This window comes from Acinetobacter sp. YH01008, assembly GCF_013420435.1.
Classification (GTDB): Bacteria; Pseudomonadota; Gammaproteobacteria; order Pseudomonadales; family Moraxellaceae; genus Acinetobacter; species Acinetobacter pseudolwoffii.
In genome coordinates, this window is the sequence record NZ_VOYD01000018.1 from 25,916 (window position 1) to 43,344 (window position 17,429).

Annotated in this window: 14 protein-coding genes; 5 read left to right on the forward strand and 9 right to left on the reverse strand. The window is 46.7% G+C overall.

The features are described 5' to 3' along the window. The 3 genes from FTT75_RS10865 to FTT75_RS10875 all read right to left on the reverse strand — a co-directional run bounded on the left by FTT75_RS10865 (position 1) and on the right by FTT75_RS10875 (position 4,608). Entirely contained in the window at positions 1 to 870 is an 870-nt protein-coding gene (locus tag FTT75_RS10865; protein WP_180186409.1) for an NAD(P)-dependent oxidoreductase, read from the reverse strand. Between the two features lie 36 nt (positions 871 to 906). Next, complete coding sequence (locus FTT75_RS10870; protein WP_180186410.1) at positions 907 to 1,695, reverse strand: crotonase/enoyl-CoA hydratase family protein; 789 nt, start codon at positions 1,693 to 1,695, stop codon at positions 907 to 909. A 105-nt stretch (positions 1,696 to 1,800) separates the two neighbouring features. Continuing rightward, positions 1,801 to 4,608 (reverse strand): ATP-binding protein, encoded by a 2,808-nt coding sequence (locus FTT75_RS10875; RefSeq protein WP_180186411.1) that lies wholly within the window; start codon positions 4,606 to 4,608, stop codon positions 1,801 to 1,803. A 366-nt stretch (positions 4,609 to 4,974) separates the two neighbouring features. Here FTT75_RS10875 and cysM point away from each other — a divergent pair, with 366 nt between their 5' ends. The 5 genes from cysM (at position 4,975) to FTT75_RS10900 (ending at position 11,232) form a co-directional block, all read left to right on the forward strand. After that, entirely contained in the window at positions 4,975 to 5,904 is a 930-nt protein-coding gene (gene cysM, locus FTT75_RS10880) for a cysteine synthase CysM (RefSeq protein ID WP_005168623.1), read from the forward strand. Positions 5,905 to 5,922: 18 nt separating this feature from the next. Beyond that, complete coding sequence (locus FTT75_RS10885) at positions 5,923 to 6,741, forward strand: 3'-5' exonuclease (protein WP_005098085.1); 819 nt, start codon at positions 5,923 to 5,925, stop codon at positions 6,739 to 6,741. Positions 6,742 to 6,747: 6 nt separating this feature from the next. Continuing rightward, entirely contained in the window at positions 6,748 to 8,124 is a 1,377-nt protein-coding gene (rlmD, locus tag FTT75_RS10890; protein ID WP_180186412.1) for a 23S rRNA (uracil(1939)-C(5))-methyltransferase RlmD, read from the forward strand. A gap of 44 nt (positions 8,125 to 8,168) precedes the next feature. Then, on the forward strand, positions 8,169 to 10,478 hold the full coding sequence (locus tag FTT75_RS10895) for a bifunctional (p)ppGpp synthetase/guanosine-3',5'-bis(diphosphate) 3'-pyrophosphohydrolase (RefSeq protein ID WP_005098082.1): 2,310 nt from the start codon (positions 8,169 to 8,171) through the stop codon (positions 10,476 to 10,478). Positions 10,479 to 10,578: 100 nt separating this feature from the next. Beyond that, the gene (locus FTT75_RS10900; RefSeq protein ID WP_005098080.1) at positions 10,579 to 11,232 is read left to right on the forward strand and encodes a hypothetical protein; all 654 of its coding nucleotides are present in this window, start codon (positions 10,579 to 10,581) and stop codon (positions 11,230 to 11,232) included. A 47-nt stretch (positions 11,233 to 11,279) separates the two neighbouring features. Here FTT75_RS10900 and secF read toward each other — a convergent pair whose 3' ends face one another. The 6 genes from secF to FTT75_RS10930 form a co-directional block, all read right to left on the reverse strand. After that, a complete protein-coding gene (secF, locus tag FTT75_RS10905; RefSeq protein ID WP_180186413.1) occupies positions 11,280 to 12,254 on the reverse strand; it encodes a protein translocase subunit SecF in 975 nt (324 codons plus the stop codon). Between the two features lie 8 nt (positions 12,255 to 12,262). Beyond that, complete coding sequence (gene secD / locus FTT75_RS10910; RefSeq protein WP_180186414.1) at positions 12,263 to 14,161, reverse strand: protein translocase subunit SecD; 1,899 nt, start codon at positions 14,159 to 14,161, stop codon at positions 12,263 to 12,265. A gap of 51 nt (positions 14,162 to 14,212) precedes the next feature. Further along, positions 14,213 to 14,542, reverse strand: a complete 330-nt coding sequence (gene yajC, locus FTT75_RS10915) for a preprotein translocase subunit YajC (protein WP_005098077.1) — start codon at positions 14,540 to 14,542, stop codon at positions 14,213 to 14,215. A 101-nt stretch (positions 14,543 to 14,643) separates the two neighbouring features. Further along, positions 14,644 to 15,774: a tRNA guanosine(34) transglycosylase Tgt gene (gene tgt, locus FTT75_RS10920; protein ID WP_180186415.1), complete on the reverse strand. Its 1,131-nt coding sequence runs from the start codon at positions 15,772 to 15,774 to the stop codon at positions 14,644 to 14,646. Between the two features lie 119 nt (positions 15,775 to 15,893). Continuing rightward, positions 15,894 to 16,745, reverse strand: coding sequence for a DUF4303 domain-containing protein (locus FTT75_RS10925; RefSeq protein WP_180186416.1), 852 nt, complete (start codon positions 16,743 to 16,745; stop codon positions 15,894 to 15,896). A gap of 111 nt (positions 16,746 to 16,856) precedes the next feature. After that, on the reverse strand, positions 16,857 to 17,426 hold the full coding sequence (locus FTT75_RS10930; protein WP_005098074.1) for a LemA family protein: 570 nt from the start codon (positions 17,424 to 17,426) through the stop codon (positions 16,857 to 16,859). Between the last annotated feature and the right edge of the window lie 3 nt (positions 17,427 to 17,429).

A 17,429-nucleotide genomic window follows, 5' to 3' on the forward strand; every position in this document is an offset into this window, starting at 1 on the left:
TTATGCGTGCTTGAGCTGTTGAATCACAGTGGCCAGATCGGCCTCGGCAAAGCCCTGGGCCTGATGGATTTGCAGCTGTGATAAGGCCTGAGTCGCGACCGGAACATCCAGGTCAAAGCTTTGGGCCAGTTGCACGGCATTGTTCAGATCTTTAGATAAGGTCTGCACTTTCCATTGCACCGGTTCGAAAGTTTGTGTGGCCATACGTGGCGCCAGAATCTGGAAAGGTTTGGAATCGGCAAAACCACCCGCCAAGGCAGGTGCCAGTAGGCGTGTATCTACACCTGCAAGGCCCGCCAATGCCACTGCTTCCGCGATCAGGGTACTATTGGCTGCGACAATGAGCTGATTACAAATTTTGGTCGCCTGACCAGTACCGGTGTCGCCCATACGGGTAACGCGCTGTGAAAGTGCTGCATAAATTGGGTCAAGATGTTCAATCATTGTGGCATCACCACCGGCAAAAATCACCAGACTGCCTTGTTCAGCACCTGCGGTACCGCCTGAAACTGGGGAGTCAATCCAGTTCACCTGTCTGGTCTGTGCTTGTGCTGCAAGCGCGTGGGTTTGCTGCACCGAAAGGCTGGAAAAATCCACAATGATTTGATCGGCAACCAAATACGGCACGATCTGCTCAAAGACCGATTGCACCGCCTGATCATCTGCCAAGCAAGTCAAAATCACTGGATAATCCGCAATCTGATTCAAAGACAGCGCAGTTGCACCCAAGTCGATTAAGGGATGGCAAGCTGCCGGGGTGCGGTTCCATACCGCGACCTGAAAACCTGCCTGTAGTAGACGGGTCGCCATCCGGCGTCCCATCAGGCCCATACCCAAAAAGGCAATCTTAGTATCGCGATTTAACTGCATGCTTTTTCTTATTCCTTGCTTGGACTCTAACTCGATTTAGTTATATTGGCGTGGCACGAACTGGACTTCCGGATTCTTGTCCTTTTTTCGAGCCAGCTGACTGTTTTTACCTAGCAATAATTTGAGCTGCCAGATTTTTTCCATACGTAAAGATTTATTTGGGCGATGCTGCATGGCATCCAGTACAAACTTAGAGGCCATCAGGGCATCCGGAGAGCGTTGCAGCATTTCCTCAGCCAATGCTTGTGCGCGTGCCAACGGTTCTTGATCCACATGGGTAACCAGACCAATCTCTTTGGCATAGGCACTGTCAAAAATCCGGGCAGTCAAAGTCAGTTCTTTGGCCAGATCAATCCCAATCAGACCTTTCAGCGAACGGCTGAGCCCCATATCTGGTACCAGTCCCCAACGGGTTTCCATAATCGACATTTTGGTATCAGGATGTGCAATACGGATATCTGCAGCCAGAGCAAGCTGCATACCAGCGCCAAAACAGAAGCCCTGCATCGCAGCGATCACCGGCACAGGTAATTCCTGCCAGACCAGAAAGGCTTTCTGGAACAGGCTCTGACCCGGACGGATTAACTCCCAGGCCGCATAGACACGATTTTTAGGATTATTTAAATCGGCCAGATCAATGCCGGCACTAAACACCTGCGCCTCGCCGGTTAAAATGACGCAACGGATACTTTTATCTTTTTTGATTTTCTGCGCAGTCGCAACCAGTTCACGCAGCAGGGCAAAGCTCATGGCATTGCGTTTATCCGGGCGATTCAGTGTAACTGTGGCAATGCCGTTATTTTTTTCCAAGCGCACGAGTGACATGGCATTCTTCCTTATTTTTCCTGAGCCGAGCATAGCATGTGGCCTATGAGCTTGCATGACAGCTCAGTCATACTTCTTCAGTCACGGACTGAGCAGCTCCAAGTTTTAATTCAAATGTTGTTTCAGAATTTGCTGGGCGGCCTGTTCAACTTGTTCGATCACGGCTTTAAGTTCATCAAAATGTTTCAGCACGTCTTGAACAAAGTTTTCGTCGGCCTTGCGACGTTCTTTGCGCAGGGTTGAAACGAACTGTTCGAATCCGCCCGTGACTTTCTGCAAAGTCGGTGCGCCGACATAGCGGGTTGCACCATATAAACGATGCAAGACATGTTCCAGTTGCGGGAAATCTTCCAGTTCAATTAACTGATGCATTTCAGTGAGTTCATCGGCAAAACTGTCGACCAGCATGCGTAACAGGTCTACTGCCAGATCTTCCTTATTGGCTGCCAGTTGCAGGCTTTGCTGCCAGTCCAGAATATTCGGATCCAGTGCATCAATCACATGGGCGCGTTCCAGCACTGGAAGCCGTTTAAAATGTTCGGTGGTCCAGTGGGTCAGAATCTGCACAATCTGCTCGATCTGGATCGGCTTGGTGACATAATCATCCATGCCATTTTGCAGCAGCTTATGTTTTTCATCCGACAGCGCATGCGCAGTCAGGGCAATAATCGGCAGTCGGTTATGGTTTTCAAAGGTCGATTCCAGTGAGCGAATCGCACGTGTGGTATCAATTCCCGACATCACCGGCATCTGAATATCCATAAAGACCAGATCAAAAGCTGGCTGTTTCTGCTCATAACGGCGCTGGATGATATCAATCGCTTCCTGTCCGCTCAGGGCTTTGCTGGTGGTGACATTCAGTTCAGCAAGTAATGCTTCCAAAACAATCAGGTTGGGTAAATGATCATCGACGGCCAGAATATGCAGGCCCTGACCATTAAAGTCTTCATGCTGTTCCTGATCGAAGACCGGTTGATTGCCCAGCAGCTGAATCAAGGCACTGCGGCTGAGTGGCTGATGCAGAGCACGGGCACGATGGTCGTTCAGCATGCTTGGATCGAGTTGCATCTGATAACCATATACGGCCAAATGACCCTGATAACGCGAACGGATCTCGCGTAACAGGACTTCGCTGTCGCCACTATGATCGACGATGAGCCAGGTGTTTTCAGAGTTCTGTAGATGATTCAGGCGGCTAAACAGATCCAGAATCGATGCGCATTCAATATGCTTGACCTGATAATTTTCCAGATAATGACGCAAGACGTTCGCGGTTGCCGGATGGGCCAGATAAGACACCACCGTCAATTCATTGAAATCTGGATGATCAATTACAGTATCTTCATCGACCAGGAATTGTGCAGTAAACCAGAAAGTCGAGCCTTTTTCGGTTGGGGCACGTTCCTGATTATCTTCAAAGCCAATCTGGCCATGCATCAGGCTGACCAGTTGCTTGGAAATGGCTAGCCCCAGTCCTGTACCGCCAAACTGACGGGTGACCGAAGTATCGCCCTGTGAGAAAGATTCAAACAACTTCTTACGATCGGTACCACTCAGGCCAATGCCGCTGTCCTGTACACTAAAATGCAAGACACATCGATCGATCCCCTCATGTTCCATACGTGCCCGCACGATGATTTCGCCATCCGGCGTGAATTTGATCGCATTGGAAATCAGGTTGGTCAGAATCTGCTTAAAGCGTAGCGCATCGCCAATCACATGTTTCGGTACGCTATCTGCGTAGTAGAAGGCCATATCAATATGTTTTTGTGCCGCCAGTGGCGAGAGCATGTCCATCACATCAAAAATGGCTTCTTCCAGATCGAAAGCTGCGGTTTCCAGTTCCAGTTTGCCGGCATCAATTTTGGAAAAATCCAGCACATCATTAATCAGCGCCAGTAAATGTGCGGAAGATTTACGAATAGTCTGCAAATATAGACTTTGCTCATTGCTGAGATTGCCCTGACGCAAGAGCAGATGAATAAAGCCATCAATACTGTTGAGCGGGGTACGCAGTTCATGGGAAATATTGGCCAGAAACACCGACTTGGCCTGGTTGGCTGAAATCGCCTGGTCACGTGCCTGACGGTAAGTAATATTCTGTACTTCGAGCGTATCTAAAGTACGACGTAAATCATCTTCAGTCTGTTCAGTATGTTCGCGCAGTTCCAGAAAACTAAAATGCAGACGTTTTACCACATTGGCAATATCCCGTTGTAGTAAACGCAGCTCTCCGGTGCTGTTAATCACCATATGCTGGCCGAGGGTATCGGCATTCAGGCGTTGCAACTGCATGCGAATTTCATACATCGGTGCAATCCAGCGCCGTGAGTAGAAATTCAGACAGAGTAATAACAATAATAAGGTTAATAGACCCGTTGCAATCAATACGATCAATACCCGGTAGCGGGCAATGGCCAGCGGCTGATTATCCAGTTCAATTGCCAGCCAGCCTTTAGAAAAACTGTTTTCATTCACTTTAATGGCATAAATATGATTGTCTTTATGCAGAATCGGGCCAATAAAGTTACCGCTTTTATCAAAATCGGGCCAAGCGGCCTGTTCCTGAAAGCCGATACCTAAACGATTCTTGCCACTGTCATCCAGAATGGCTGCCCGAACCAGATGTTTTTCATTGAGCATATTCTGCATGGCATTGTGGGCCTGATCATATTGCCAGGGATACAGGCTTAAAATATCCAGTGCATACTCAGACGTGCCTTGAAAACGCGTCATAATGGCAATTGCCATCTGCTTTTGCTGGGCACGTGCGGCATTCGAGGTTTCAGTCAACACCAGCATCGCGCCAACACAGGCCAAAATAGTAATCGGCACAAAAATCAGCGCAATCAACTGTCCATAGGCGTGATTTAAGTGTAGGCGTTTAAACAGCTTTTTATTGATCGTTGACATGATTTGAGCAGTATTTTCTTTATGTCTGGCATATTAGCATGCTTTAAATCGACAGTTAAAATTTAAGCATTATTTTTATAAGGGTTCAGATCAACCTCTAAAAATACAAGAGATTTCAGTTAAATGATTGCTGAAATACAGTGAAAAGCGGGCGATGAAGACTTCAGTCGTCTGAAAATCCGGGGCTGAAAATAACGCTTTTATATTCACACCTGAGCTGCTTGACCTTGCTAAATCACAGGGAAATGAAGTTTATAGCGGGATACTGAGTCCGTTTTAGAGAGTTTCCTGAAAAAGCAGTGCTAAATGGATGCAGGGAAAAGCATTTTTTCATACAATAGCCGCACCTCGATATAGGTGCACACAATGAGTAATACCACCCCCGATTTTCAAGCAGATGAATTTTTGTTAGACCACTATGTTGGCAAAACGCCACTGGTGCGTTTACAGCGTCTGGCAAGTCACACTCAAGCTACAGTACTTGCGAAACTCGAAGGCAATAATCCGGCAGGATCGGTCAAAGACCGTCCGGCCTATAATATGATCATGCAGGCCGAGAAGCGTGGACAGATCAAGCCGGGTGATACCCTGATTGAAGCAACGAGCGGAAATACGGGGATTGCATTGGCGATGGTCGCAGCGATGCGTGGCTATAAAATGAAGCTGATCATGCCGAACAATATGAGTCAGGAACGTAAGGATGCGATGCGTGCTTATGGTGCCGAACTGATTGAAGTCACCAAAGAACAAGGCATGGAAGGTGCACGTGATCTGGCCGCTCAAATGCAAAATGATGGCGTGGGTCTGGTACTGAACCAGTTTGGCAATCCGGATAATGTCGAGGCACATTATCTGACTACAGGTCCTGAAATCTGGCAGCAAACCGGTGGCAAGATTACCCACTTTGTCAGTTCTATGGGTACCACCGGCACTATTATGGGTGTCTCGAAATATCTGAAGGAAATGAATCCGGAGATTCAGATCGTGGGTTTACAGCCATCTGATGGTTCAAGCATTGCCGGAATCCGTCGCTGGCCGGAAGAATATCTGCCGACCATTTTTGACCGCAGTCGCGTGGATCGTATTATTGATATTCCACAAATTGAAGCTGAAAAAACCATGCGCAAGCTGGCGCAGAAAGAAGGCATCAGTGCTGGTACTTCATCTGGTGGTGCAGTGTGGGCTTCCATCAAGCTGGCGGAAGAACATCCGGATGCCGTCATTGTGTGTATTATTTGTGACCGTGGTGACCGTTACTTGTCTACAGGGTTATTCTCTGTGCAAGATTCTGAATAATTATTTGAGCACTGTGTTATGCGCCTGCCTGTTTTAACTTTCGATATTGAAACCCAAACCGATCTCAAATCAGGCGCGCATTTATTTGGTCTGGACCTGCCTGAAGCAGATCTGGATCAGGCCCTGACCAAACTGCGCCGTCAGGATTCAGGCTCTGATTTTCAGCGTCCGCCCTTGCATGAAATTGTCTGTATTTCCGGTTTATGGATCGATGAGCAGGGCATGAAGCTGTTTTCTTTTAGCCGGGAACAGCATTCTGAAGCGGAAATTTTAAGAAAATTCTTATCGATTTTTGATAAGCGTCATCCGACGCTGGTCAGCTGGAATGGTTCACAGTTTGATTTACCGGTGATTTTATACCGTGCCATGTATCATGGACTCTCTGCACCGAGTCTATTCGATCAGGGCGAAATTGACACGCAAAAGCGTTATAATAACTACCAGAATCGTTACCATCATCGTCATGTCGACTTAATGGATGTGATGGCCATGTTCCATGCGCGTCATTTCCAGAAGCTGGACGATGTTGCACATTTGCTGGGTTATCCGGGTAAACGCGGTGACGGGGCCTATCGGGTTCCTGAATATGTCCGCAATCAGCAATGGACCGAACTGACCTCTTATTGTGAAGGCGATGTGCTGAATACCTGGCTGGTCTATATCCGCTGGCTGTTGTTAAAAGGACAGCTGTTATTGCCGGATTATCAGCATTTGCTGCACAGTACGATTCAATATTTGCATACCCAACCGCAGCATGCGGACTTTTTATCGGTTTGGCGTGAAACGTCACAAAGAACTGACTTTACCCGTTTTGATTTTCCAACTCCCACATCCTAGGTTTTCATGAAGCATCGAGCACACACACGTCCTACCCAGCAACCCGAGTACATTTTTCAGGTTGAGTCACTTTCGCATGAGGGACGTGGCATCGCTCATTATGGTTCACACCCGGATCATCCACCGCATAAACACGGCAAGAAAGTCTTTATCCGTTATGCCTTGCCCGGTGAAACCGTGCGTGCTCGCATTACCCGTGAAGTTAAAAAACTGGAAGAAGCTGACAGTCTTGAATTACTCAGCGAAGCTTCCGAAATTCGCGTCAAGCCGATCTGTGCACATTTTGGGGTCTGTGGCGGCTGTAATATGCAGCATATCGCAGCCGATGCACAGATTGAACTAAAACAGAATGTGCTGAAATCGCATTTACAGCATTTTGCTGGCATCCAGCCTGTGCAGTGGCTTGCACCGCTACGTTCCGAGCGTGAAGATTATCGCCGTAAAGCCCGGATCGGAGTGCGTTATCTGCCGGCTAAAGACACATTGGTGGTGGGTTTTCGTGAGAATCAAAGCAATAAATTAACCTCGATTGAGCGCTGCATGATTCTGGATCGTGAATTTGGATCGCTTACAAGCCTTAAACAATTGCTGCAAAGTCTCAATGGCAAGGCTGACATTGGTCATATAGAATTGGCCATGGGGGATCAGGATATTGCCTTACTGGTGCGTGAAACTGCAAAATTATCAGTGGCTGATGTCAACCAATTGCGCGAATTTACGTTACAGAAAGGCTGGCAACTGTATGTGCAGCCTGCCGGCAAAGATACACTCTCGCGAATTGATGCTCCAGATGCCGCGGCGCGCTTGCACTATAGTCTTGATGACTTTGATGTGAAATTCGGTTTTAATCCTGTGGACTTCACTCAGGTGAATTCGACTATCAATCCACAAATGGTAGCGCTGGCATGTAATTTGCTACAGTTGCAACAGGGTGAGCGGGTTCTGGATCTATTTTGTGGATTAGGAAATTTTTCTCTAGCACTGGCACGCTGTGTAGGCACATCTGGTCAGGTGATTGCAGTGGAAGGGAGTGAAGAAATGGTGCAACGCGGTGCGGAAAATGCCAAAAATAATGGTATTGCCCAAGTTGCTTTTTATTCACAAGATTTAACCAAAGATTTCTCGCACCAGACTTGGGCAAATCAAGGTTTTGATGCATTATTGATTGACCCGCCACGTGCTGGCGCAGAAGAAGTCATGCATTATCTTCCTCAGTTTGGCGCAAAAAGAATCGTTTATGTGTCATGTAATCCTGCGACACTCGCAAGAGATGCAGGGCTCTTGGTACAACAGGGTTATCGCCTCACTCAAGCCGGAGTGATGGATATGTTCACGCATACTGGGCATGTTGAATCGATTGCATTGTTCGAAAAAGAAAATTAAATGAACGATTGAAGAAATGATGTATTTACAAGTAGGAGAAGGGTATGGTCACAGTACGTGAGCAACTCCCTGGACGACTCAATGAGTTGTCACAGGAGACGACTGTAGAACATGCCGAACAAGCACACCACGATCTGACTGAGTGGTTGGATCGGGTTCGTGGCATATTAGATGGGGCACCTTTACAGCAGCTCGAAGAAGTCGCCCACTTAACATTAGAAAGAGAGCTGCAAAGTACGGTTCAGCATCGTTCCAATACCTTTTATACCGGTATTGAGATGGCGGATATTTTGGCACATCTGCATGTCGATGAAGATACCCTGTCCGCGGCCATGCTCTATCGTTCGGTGCGTGAAGGCGTCATGCCACTGACTGAAGTGTTAGAGAAGTTTGGCGAGCAAGTGCATAGCCTGGTCAAGGGCACGCTGGCCATGGGTAAACTGTCTGAACTGATCGAAAAAAATAAACGTCTGGAAGACCATTTCGATAATAATCAGCGTGAACATCTGTCCGGCATTTATAAAATGCTGATTTCAGTGACTGAAGATGTGCGTGTGGTTCTGGTGAAGTTGGCAGAGCGTACCTATGCCTTGCGTGAGCTGACCAATTCCTCGCGTGAACGTCAGGAGCGGGTTGCCCGAGAAATTCTGACGATCTACTCACCACTGGCGCACCGTTTAGGCATCGCCCAGTTAAAGTGGGAACTGGAAGACTTGGCCTTCCGTTATCTTGCGCCAGAACGTTATAAAGAAATTGCTTCTTTACTGAATGAAAAACGTTTAGAGCGAGAGCAATATATTCAATTCGTGATTGATAAATTACGCAATGAATTGTCTGAATATGGCATCGAAGCTGAAATTAACGGACGCGTAAAACACATTTATTCGATTTATCGAAAAATGAAAAGCAAGAGCCTGAGTTTTGACCAGCTCTATGATATTCGTGCCTTAAGGGTATTGGTCAAGAGCGTACCGGAGTGTTACCACAGTTTAGGGATTGTACATCAGATCTGGCGACATATTCCGCATCAGTTTGATGACTATATTACCAATCCAAAAGCCAATGGCTATCGTTCCCTGCATACGGCTGTAATTGCCGAGAACAAATCACTTGAAGTGCAGATTCGTACTTACAGCATGCATGAAGAAGCAGAGCTGGGGGTGTGTTCGCACTTTAATTATAAAGAAGGCTCGAAAACCACCGATCATTCTTTTAACCATCGTTTGCATTCCTTACGCGCAGTTCTCGAGCATTATCAGGAACGTAATGAGTCCAGTGCACATAAAGAAGCAGAAGATGAAATCGAAAACTTCGAACATATTCAAGACTTCGAAGGCTTCGAAAAAATTTATGTGTTTAGTCGTGATGGTGATATCAAAGAGTTGCCGCGTGATTCAACTGTGCTCGACTTTGCTTATCATGTGCATACCGAAGTTGGTAACAAATGCTATGCGGCGCGTGTCAATCAGCGCTATGTGCCACTGACCTATACCCTGAAAACCGGGGAACAGGTCGAGATTCTGACCAAAAAAGACCGTGAGCCGAATCGGGACTGGCTGGTTAACTCTCTGGGTTATATCAAGACTGCACGTGCGCGTGACAAGTTGCGTCACTGGTTCCGTCAACAGGACCGCAGTAAAAACCTGGAAGTCGGCCGTGAAGTGCTGAATAAAGAATTGTCACGTCTGGCGATTCATCCAAAATCGATCGATTTGAGTGATTATTGCAATCATTTTAATGTCAAAACCGGTGATGACATTCTGGTGAATCTGGTCAATGGTGATATCAGCCTGCATGCCTTGATTAATCAGGTGAATCGTCATATGCATCTGGATCAGGATGAACCTGAGCTGGTGCTGAAGCCAGCGCTGAATCCGCGTGCCAGTCATACGCTGTCAGCGCACGGTATTCTGATTGACGGGCTGGATAACGTAGAGCTGCATGTCGCGCAATGTTGCCAACCGGTGCATGGTGAGTCGATCGCCGGTTATATTACCCTGAATCGTGGGGTAAGCATTCATAAGGTGGCTTGTCCGGACTATGTGCGCATGATCACCCAAGAGCCTGAACGTGCGGTAGAAGCCGACTGGGAAATGCAGCCAACACGTGGCCAGAGCGTACAGATTGTGGTGGAAGCCTATGATCGACGTGGTCTGCTCAAAGATCTGACGCAAGTGATTTTTTCCGACCAGATCAATATCCGTCAGGTCAATACTATTTCGGAAGCGGACGGTATTGCCAATATGAAGCTATTGATTGAAGTTAAAGGTCTGGCGCAACTTTCCAAACTGCTGGCGCGTCTTGAACAGCAGCCGGGCATTATCAGCGCCCGCCGTCTGGTACAGGGCACTTAATTCTTTATTTCTAAGCTGAAGAAAGCCTGCAATTCAATTGTGGGCTTTTTTATTGTAAGGTATTTGAACAAAATGGATAAAAACAGATCAACAGACCGATATGAGTGCGCCAGAAATATTTGAACGAAGACGACATCATCTGACAAAAGTGATTGATCAGCTGATTGACACCCAGCAATTTAAAACCGGCAAAGAGATCTGCGAGCATTTTGGCTTGTCTGCTGCCTATATCGCACAGTTACTGAATAGCAAACGTCAGATCGGGGAGAAGGCGGCAAGGGAACTGGAACAGCAGCTTGGCTTAGCCCGTTTAATTCTGGATCAGACGGTCGAGCCGAAGATTGAACTTGCTACAGCTATAGAACAGGTCGCTTTGTTTCAGATGCAGGTGGTACAGCAGCAGGCCTTTAAACTCAATCCCATAGATTCTACGGTTTCGTTCAATCCGGATATTTTTCATCTGCAAGCACAGCATTATGCGATTCAGGTGGCAGAGCGCTATTATTTTCCCAGTCTGAAACCGGACTGGTGGCTGGTTTGTGATAAAGAGTTGCCAGTTTTTGGGATGTGCTGTGTGTATCTGGCCAACGGCTTGCAGCTCATTTTAGAAGAGTTGGGCGAAGCTCAGGATGTTTATGAATTTCGAAGTCTGGATGAAAATCGGAAAGTCATTTTCCAAAAAACAGATATTGAAAAAATCCATCCAGTGATTGCGATTCTGCCGGCTACTTCAACATTCAAACAGCAGAAATAATTCAGCCCATCCTAGGACGGGCTGAACGATGAAAATGAGATCTCAGATTAGGGAATCTGGTTTTCGTCTTCAAATTCTGGCTTGACTTGCACGATAAAGTCCTGACGGTTTAAACCACGCCAAAGTGCAAATCCAGTCCCGATATAGATTGAAGAATAAGTACCGACAAAAACGCCGACAAACATCGCAATCGAGAACCATTTCAGGCCATCACCACCCATGAGCATCATTGCAACAACAACCAGCAATAGCGTCATAGAGGTATGAATGGTACGGCGTAAGGTTTCGGTCAGGGCAATGTTAATCACTTCAAGCGGTTCTGCACCCCGAATCTTACGGAAGTTCTCACGGATACGGTCAGAGACCACGATATTATCGTTCAGTGAGAAACCAATGATCGCAAGGAGTGCCGCAAGTACCGTCAGGTCAAATGGCCACTGCATCATGGCAAAAATCCCGAGGGTCACCACGATGTCATGGAACAGTGATAATACTGCACCGATCGCCAGTTTGAGCTCAAAGCGGATGGTGACATAGACCAGCATCAGTAAGAGCGCCAGTGCCACCGCGCCACCAGAGCGGACATACAGCTCATTACCCACCTGTCCGCCGACCACATCAAGCTTCGGTACCTCTGCCGCATTATTTGGCAGCTGAACCGCTGCTGTGACCGCTTTGGTCAGGTCTTCAGCTTCAATGTCTTCCTGAACTGGCATACGCACCATCAGGTCACGTTCCGAACCCAAAGTTTGTACGACAGCATCGTTGAAACCGGCCTGGCTCAGTGCCTTGGAAACATCTTCAGGCTTGACCGGATTGGTATAGTTCAGCTCGGCTGCCACACCACCGGTAAAGTCTAGCCCCAGGTTAAGGCCTTTGGTCGTAATAAAGAACAGACTCGCAACAGTTAAGATGATTGAAAACAATGCCGCAGGCAAAGCAATCTTCATAAACGGAATGACGCGTTCGTCTTCAGGGCGACCGTACTGTTTTTGATTCAGTTGAGTATTTTCAGTCATCATCGATCTCCTTAAATGCTCAACTTTTTCAAGTTACGTTTTTTGCCATAAATGAGCTGTACCACGGCACGGGTTACTGTAATCGCAGTAAACATCGAGCAGACAATACCAATCATCAGGGTCACGGCAAAGCCTTTGATCGGACCTGTACCAATCGCGAACAGAATGAAGGCTACCAGGAAGGTAGTAAGGTTCGAGTCGAAAATGGTGTTATAGGCCCGATCATAACCGGCCACAATCGCCTGTTTCGGCGAAGCTCCCCATTTCATCTCTTCCCGTATTCGTTCACAGATCAGAACGTTGGCATCGACTGCCATCCCGATGGTAATCACGATACCGGCAATACCAGGCAAGGTCAGAGAAGCACCAATCCATGACATGACGGTCAGAATCATTGCCAGGTTAAAGACCAGGGCAAAGTTCGCAATCACACCAAACAGACGGAAGAATACCACCATCCAGATCGCCACCAGAAGGAAGCCAATTTGTGTTGAAAGTACACCTTTGTCGATGTTTTCCTGACCCAGACTTGGACCAATCACACGTTCTTCAACAAAGTACATTGGCGCAGCCAGGGCACCGGCACGTAGCATCAAGGCAAGTTCAGCAGCTTCCTGCGGAGAATCCAGACCAGTAATACGGAACTGAGAGCCGAGTACCGCCTGAATAGTTGCAGCATTAATCACGACAGATTCAGTATATGGGGTACGCACTTCAGTTTGAGTACCGGTCGCAGGGTCTTCCACATAGCTAATGCGCTGTTTGTTCTCGATGAACAATACTGCCATCCGTTTGCCGACCGCATTACGGGTCGCATCCGACATCAGTTTGCCGCCTGCGCTGTCTAGCGTAATGTTGACTTCAGCACCGCCGGTGTCCTGACTAAAGCCAGAAGATGCATTCTGAACACGTTCACCAGTCAAGATCCGGTTGCGGTTCAAAAGCAGCTGACGACCACTGTCCAGGGATTCATAAGCGAATACTTCTGTACCTGGTGGCAATGTGCCAGTCGCCTGACCGGTATATGGATCAATATATTGATCATTCAGATCAGAAACCAGACGAAACTCGAGGTTCGCAGTACGACCCAAGACACGTTTTGCTTCTGCAGTATCCTGTACACCCGGCAATTCAACCACAATACGGTTGCTGCCCTGGGTTTGCACCAGTGCTTCTGCCACACCCAATTCGTTAATACGGTTACGTAACGTGGTCAAGTTCTGGTTGACTGCATAAGACTCGATTTCTTGCTTACGTACATCAGTATAAGTCAAACGTAAAGTCGAGCCGGTATCAGTCGCAACAGCCTGCTGGGTAAACTCATTGCCATTACGGCGCAAGAAGTCCATCGCTGCAGCACGATCATCGTTGCTGGCAAACTGCACCACAATGGTGTTGCTGCTTAAGTTCAGGCTATTAAATTTCAGGTTGTTATCACGCAACTGACGACGTAGGTCTGTCGCAGAGGTTTCCATGCGCTGCGCAATCGCTTTGTCCATGTCCACTTCAAGCAGGAAGTGAACACCGCCACGTAAATCCAGACCCAGCTTCATTGGCTTGGCACCAATTTTTTGCAGCCATTCTGGCGTGGTCGGGGCAAGGTTCAGTGCAACCACGTAATCATCACCTAATCCGCGACGTAAAGCTTCTTTGGCTTTAAGTTGCAATTCACTTGAATCTACACGTAATAAGGCAGCATTGTTGCTAAAGCTATTGTCATGGGTGGCAATATTTTCAGTTGTTAAAATTTGCTCTGCTTTTTGTACGATGCTTGCATCAATTTGAGTACCGGCTTTGGCACCCGAAATCTGTACAGCAGGTTCATCTGGATACAAACTTGGCAGGGCATATAAGGTACTGATGACTAGTACAACTAGAATCAGTACATATTTCCATGCTGGGTAACGCATTTATTTTCTTCTTAAAATGAAAAAGTCGTGCAAGGGCACGACTATTTTTGATTAAAGGTTATTTAAAGTGCCTTCAGGAAGGACTGAAATCACACTCGCACGCTGAACTTTAACTTCTACGCCACGGTTCAATTCAACCACTGCGAAGTCACCTTCAATCTTGGTGATTTTGCCCATTAATCCGCCTGCAAAAACGACTTCACTGCCAACACCAAGGCTTTCAACCAAAGCACGATGTTCTTTGGCACGTTTAGATTGAGGGCGCCAGATCAAAAAATAGAAGATTGCAATAAAAACCGCAATCATCAAAAGGTTCGCCATCATGCTGGGTTGTTGTGCAGCTTCACCTGCAGCGTGAGCAGTCGAAATAAAAAGGCTCATTACATTTTCCTAAAATAAAAAAACTGGTGATCAACTTGATAATAAATTGACATATTCTTGCAATTTACATTGTCTTTTTCCTCAGCGCAAATGCTGATGGATTAATCTTGCGGGCAAGGGGGTACTTCCAGGCCACGACGGGCATAAAAGTCCTGCACAAACGCATCAAATGTACCGTTGTCCAAGGCATCACGCATGGATTCAGTCAAGCGCAGGTAATAACGCAAGTTATGAATGGTACCGAGCATCGAACCGAGCATTTCCCCACATTTTTCGAGGTGGAATAAATAAGCACGAGTAAAGTTGGTACAGGTGTAGCAATCGCAATGTGGATCAAGCGGGCTTTGATCGTGACGATATTTCGCATTACGGATCCGTACTAGACCATCTGTGACAAAATAATGACCATTACGTGCATTTCGGGTTGGCATCACGCAGTCAAACATATCGACACCACGGCGCACCGCTTCCACAATATCTTCCGGCTTGCCGACACCCATCAAATAGCGCGGTTTATCTGCCGGCATTTGTTCTGGAAGATAATCCAGTACCTTGATCATTTCCTCTTTAGGCTCGCCAACGGACAGACCGCCAATTGCGTAACCATCAAAATCAATATCAAGCAGGCCTTTTAACGATTCTTCACGTAAGTCTTCATACATGCCACCCTGAATAATCCCAAACAGTGCATTACGGTTTTTCAGAACCTCATGATGTTGGGTTTTACAGCGCTTCGCCCAGCGCAAAGACAGTTGCAAGGATTTTTGCGCTTCTTCATACGTCGCAGGGTAGGGCGTACATTCATCAAAAATCATCACAATGTCAGAGTTCAGCGTGTGCTGAATGTCCATTGAAATTTCAGGCGATAAAAATACTTTTGAACCATCGATGGGTGAGCGGAAGGTGACACCTTCTTCTTTAATTTTACGCATTGCGCCCAGACTGAACACCTGGAAGCCGCCGGAATCGGTCAAAATGGGATTATTCCACTTCATAAATTCGTGCAGGCCACCATGTTCACGAATCACATCGAGTCCTGGACGTAAATACAAATGGAAGGTATTGCCCAAAATGACTTGAGACTTGATCTCTTTAATATCACGCGGCAACAGGCCTTTCACCGTACCGTAAGTGCCGACAGGCATAAACATCGGGGTTTCAACCACACCATGTTCAAGCGTTAAACGACCACGACGGGCGCGACCCGACTGACCTAATTTTTCAAACTTCATAGGAGTTCCACATCCAGGCGAAAAAACAGTTCGCTGCTAGTTCATAGCTAAAGGGCGCTATTTTCCTTGATTCTTACGCTAAACGCCAGCATTGTAGAGCATTCGCTCTGTAATTTTATTTATCGTTGAATAAATGCAAGATCAGGTGAAATAGTCGAATTTGCAGAAAACTGTTGCAAGCGCTGCTGGATATCTTCCCGGCTAAGAGCACAGCTGCCATCCGGTTCAGAGGCCATGGCGGCAATATGCTGGATCAGTTTCTGGATATAGATATTGCTGTCGATAAAGTAGGATTCCAAGGTCAGCAAATAGGCATCGTGCGCCACTTGCAGATAATCATAAGGCTCCATCACCAGCATTTGTTCCAGATCAATCAGAATGTCCTTGTCATTTTGCGAGAGTTTTAATCGCTTGCTGATTTCAGAAAAAGGCTGGGCATGTCGGGAGACTAAAAAGTTTTGCAATAAGGCGCTTTCTGGGTTGAGTTCCAGTGCAGATCGGCGCTCAAATTCGGCCTGGTTCGGCAGGCTCAGGAAAAAAAGTATATTGCCCAGATCCAGACCATAGGCTTCGGAGAGGCGGTATTTGGTCTGTTTAAACGTGTGCAGTAATAAGTCCAGATGTGTTGTGTGGAGCTGTTGCTGTCCCAATAGCGGATGACCAAAACTATGCTGGGTTTTAAAATAATCGGCCAGCAAAGTTTTGAACGGGATCAGTCCAGAGTCGGGCGCAGCTTGTGCCCGATAACGCCATTTTGGGACATTCCAGCGATCTTGTTCAGCCAGATATTGTCGCTGATCTTCCGGATCTTTAAAAATACTGCATTCAGTCGAAATGGCCAGATCATCCAGCAGTAAAAATTCGTCAAAGACCAGACTACAGGCATAGATTCCATCGTCCTGATAATGGTCATAAAGCTGATAAAATTCCTCGACCAGCGTCTGCTCTAAGCACTCTACATAATTCAGCATAATTTTTATTCTTTATTTTATTGGTTTTATAAAGGTGTAGCTTCATCCTGGGTCATTTTATTATAAGTTGAGTACGCCAGGATGAGAAAGTCGATCAGATGAGATAGTTGCTCAGTGAAAATTTGGACGATAGTCAAAACTCTGGGTTGCGCTCTGATCGCGAAAAGGGCGAACTGCTTTTTTTCCTAACAGCATATTATTAATCACATTGTGTGGGAAAATCTGGATCTGGTTATTAAACAGTTCCACATTGCGATTATAAATGGTAATTGCCGCACCGACATTTTCATTCTGTTCTTCAATTTCAGCCATCATTTTCAGATAAATGTCATTGGCTTTTAGCTCGGGATAGTTTTCAACCACTACATTGAGGCTATGCATGAGTTGTTTGTTCAGGCTTTCAATACGCTGTAACTGAGAAATGTCGGCATCGTTGATATTTAAATTCATGATATTCTGACGCAGTTCGGTGACTTTTTCCAGTGTGCCTTTTTCAAAAGAAGAATATTGCTCGACCAGCGGCTGCAGCCCATCCAGAATTTTCAGTTTCTGCCGTTCATAACTGGCAACATCCGACCAGGCGCGAATCGTCGCGTTGTGATGACGGACAATACTGTTGCGGATCATAATGATCAGCACAATCAGCGCAATAATGATCAAACATAAAACCAAAAATCCCATGCG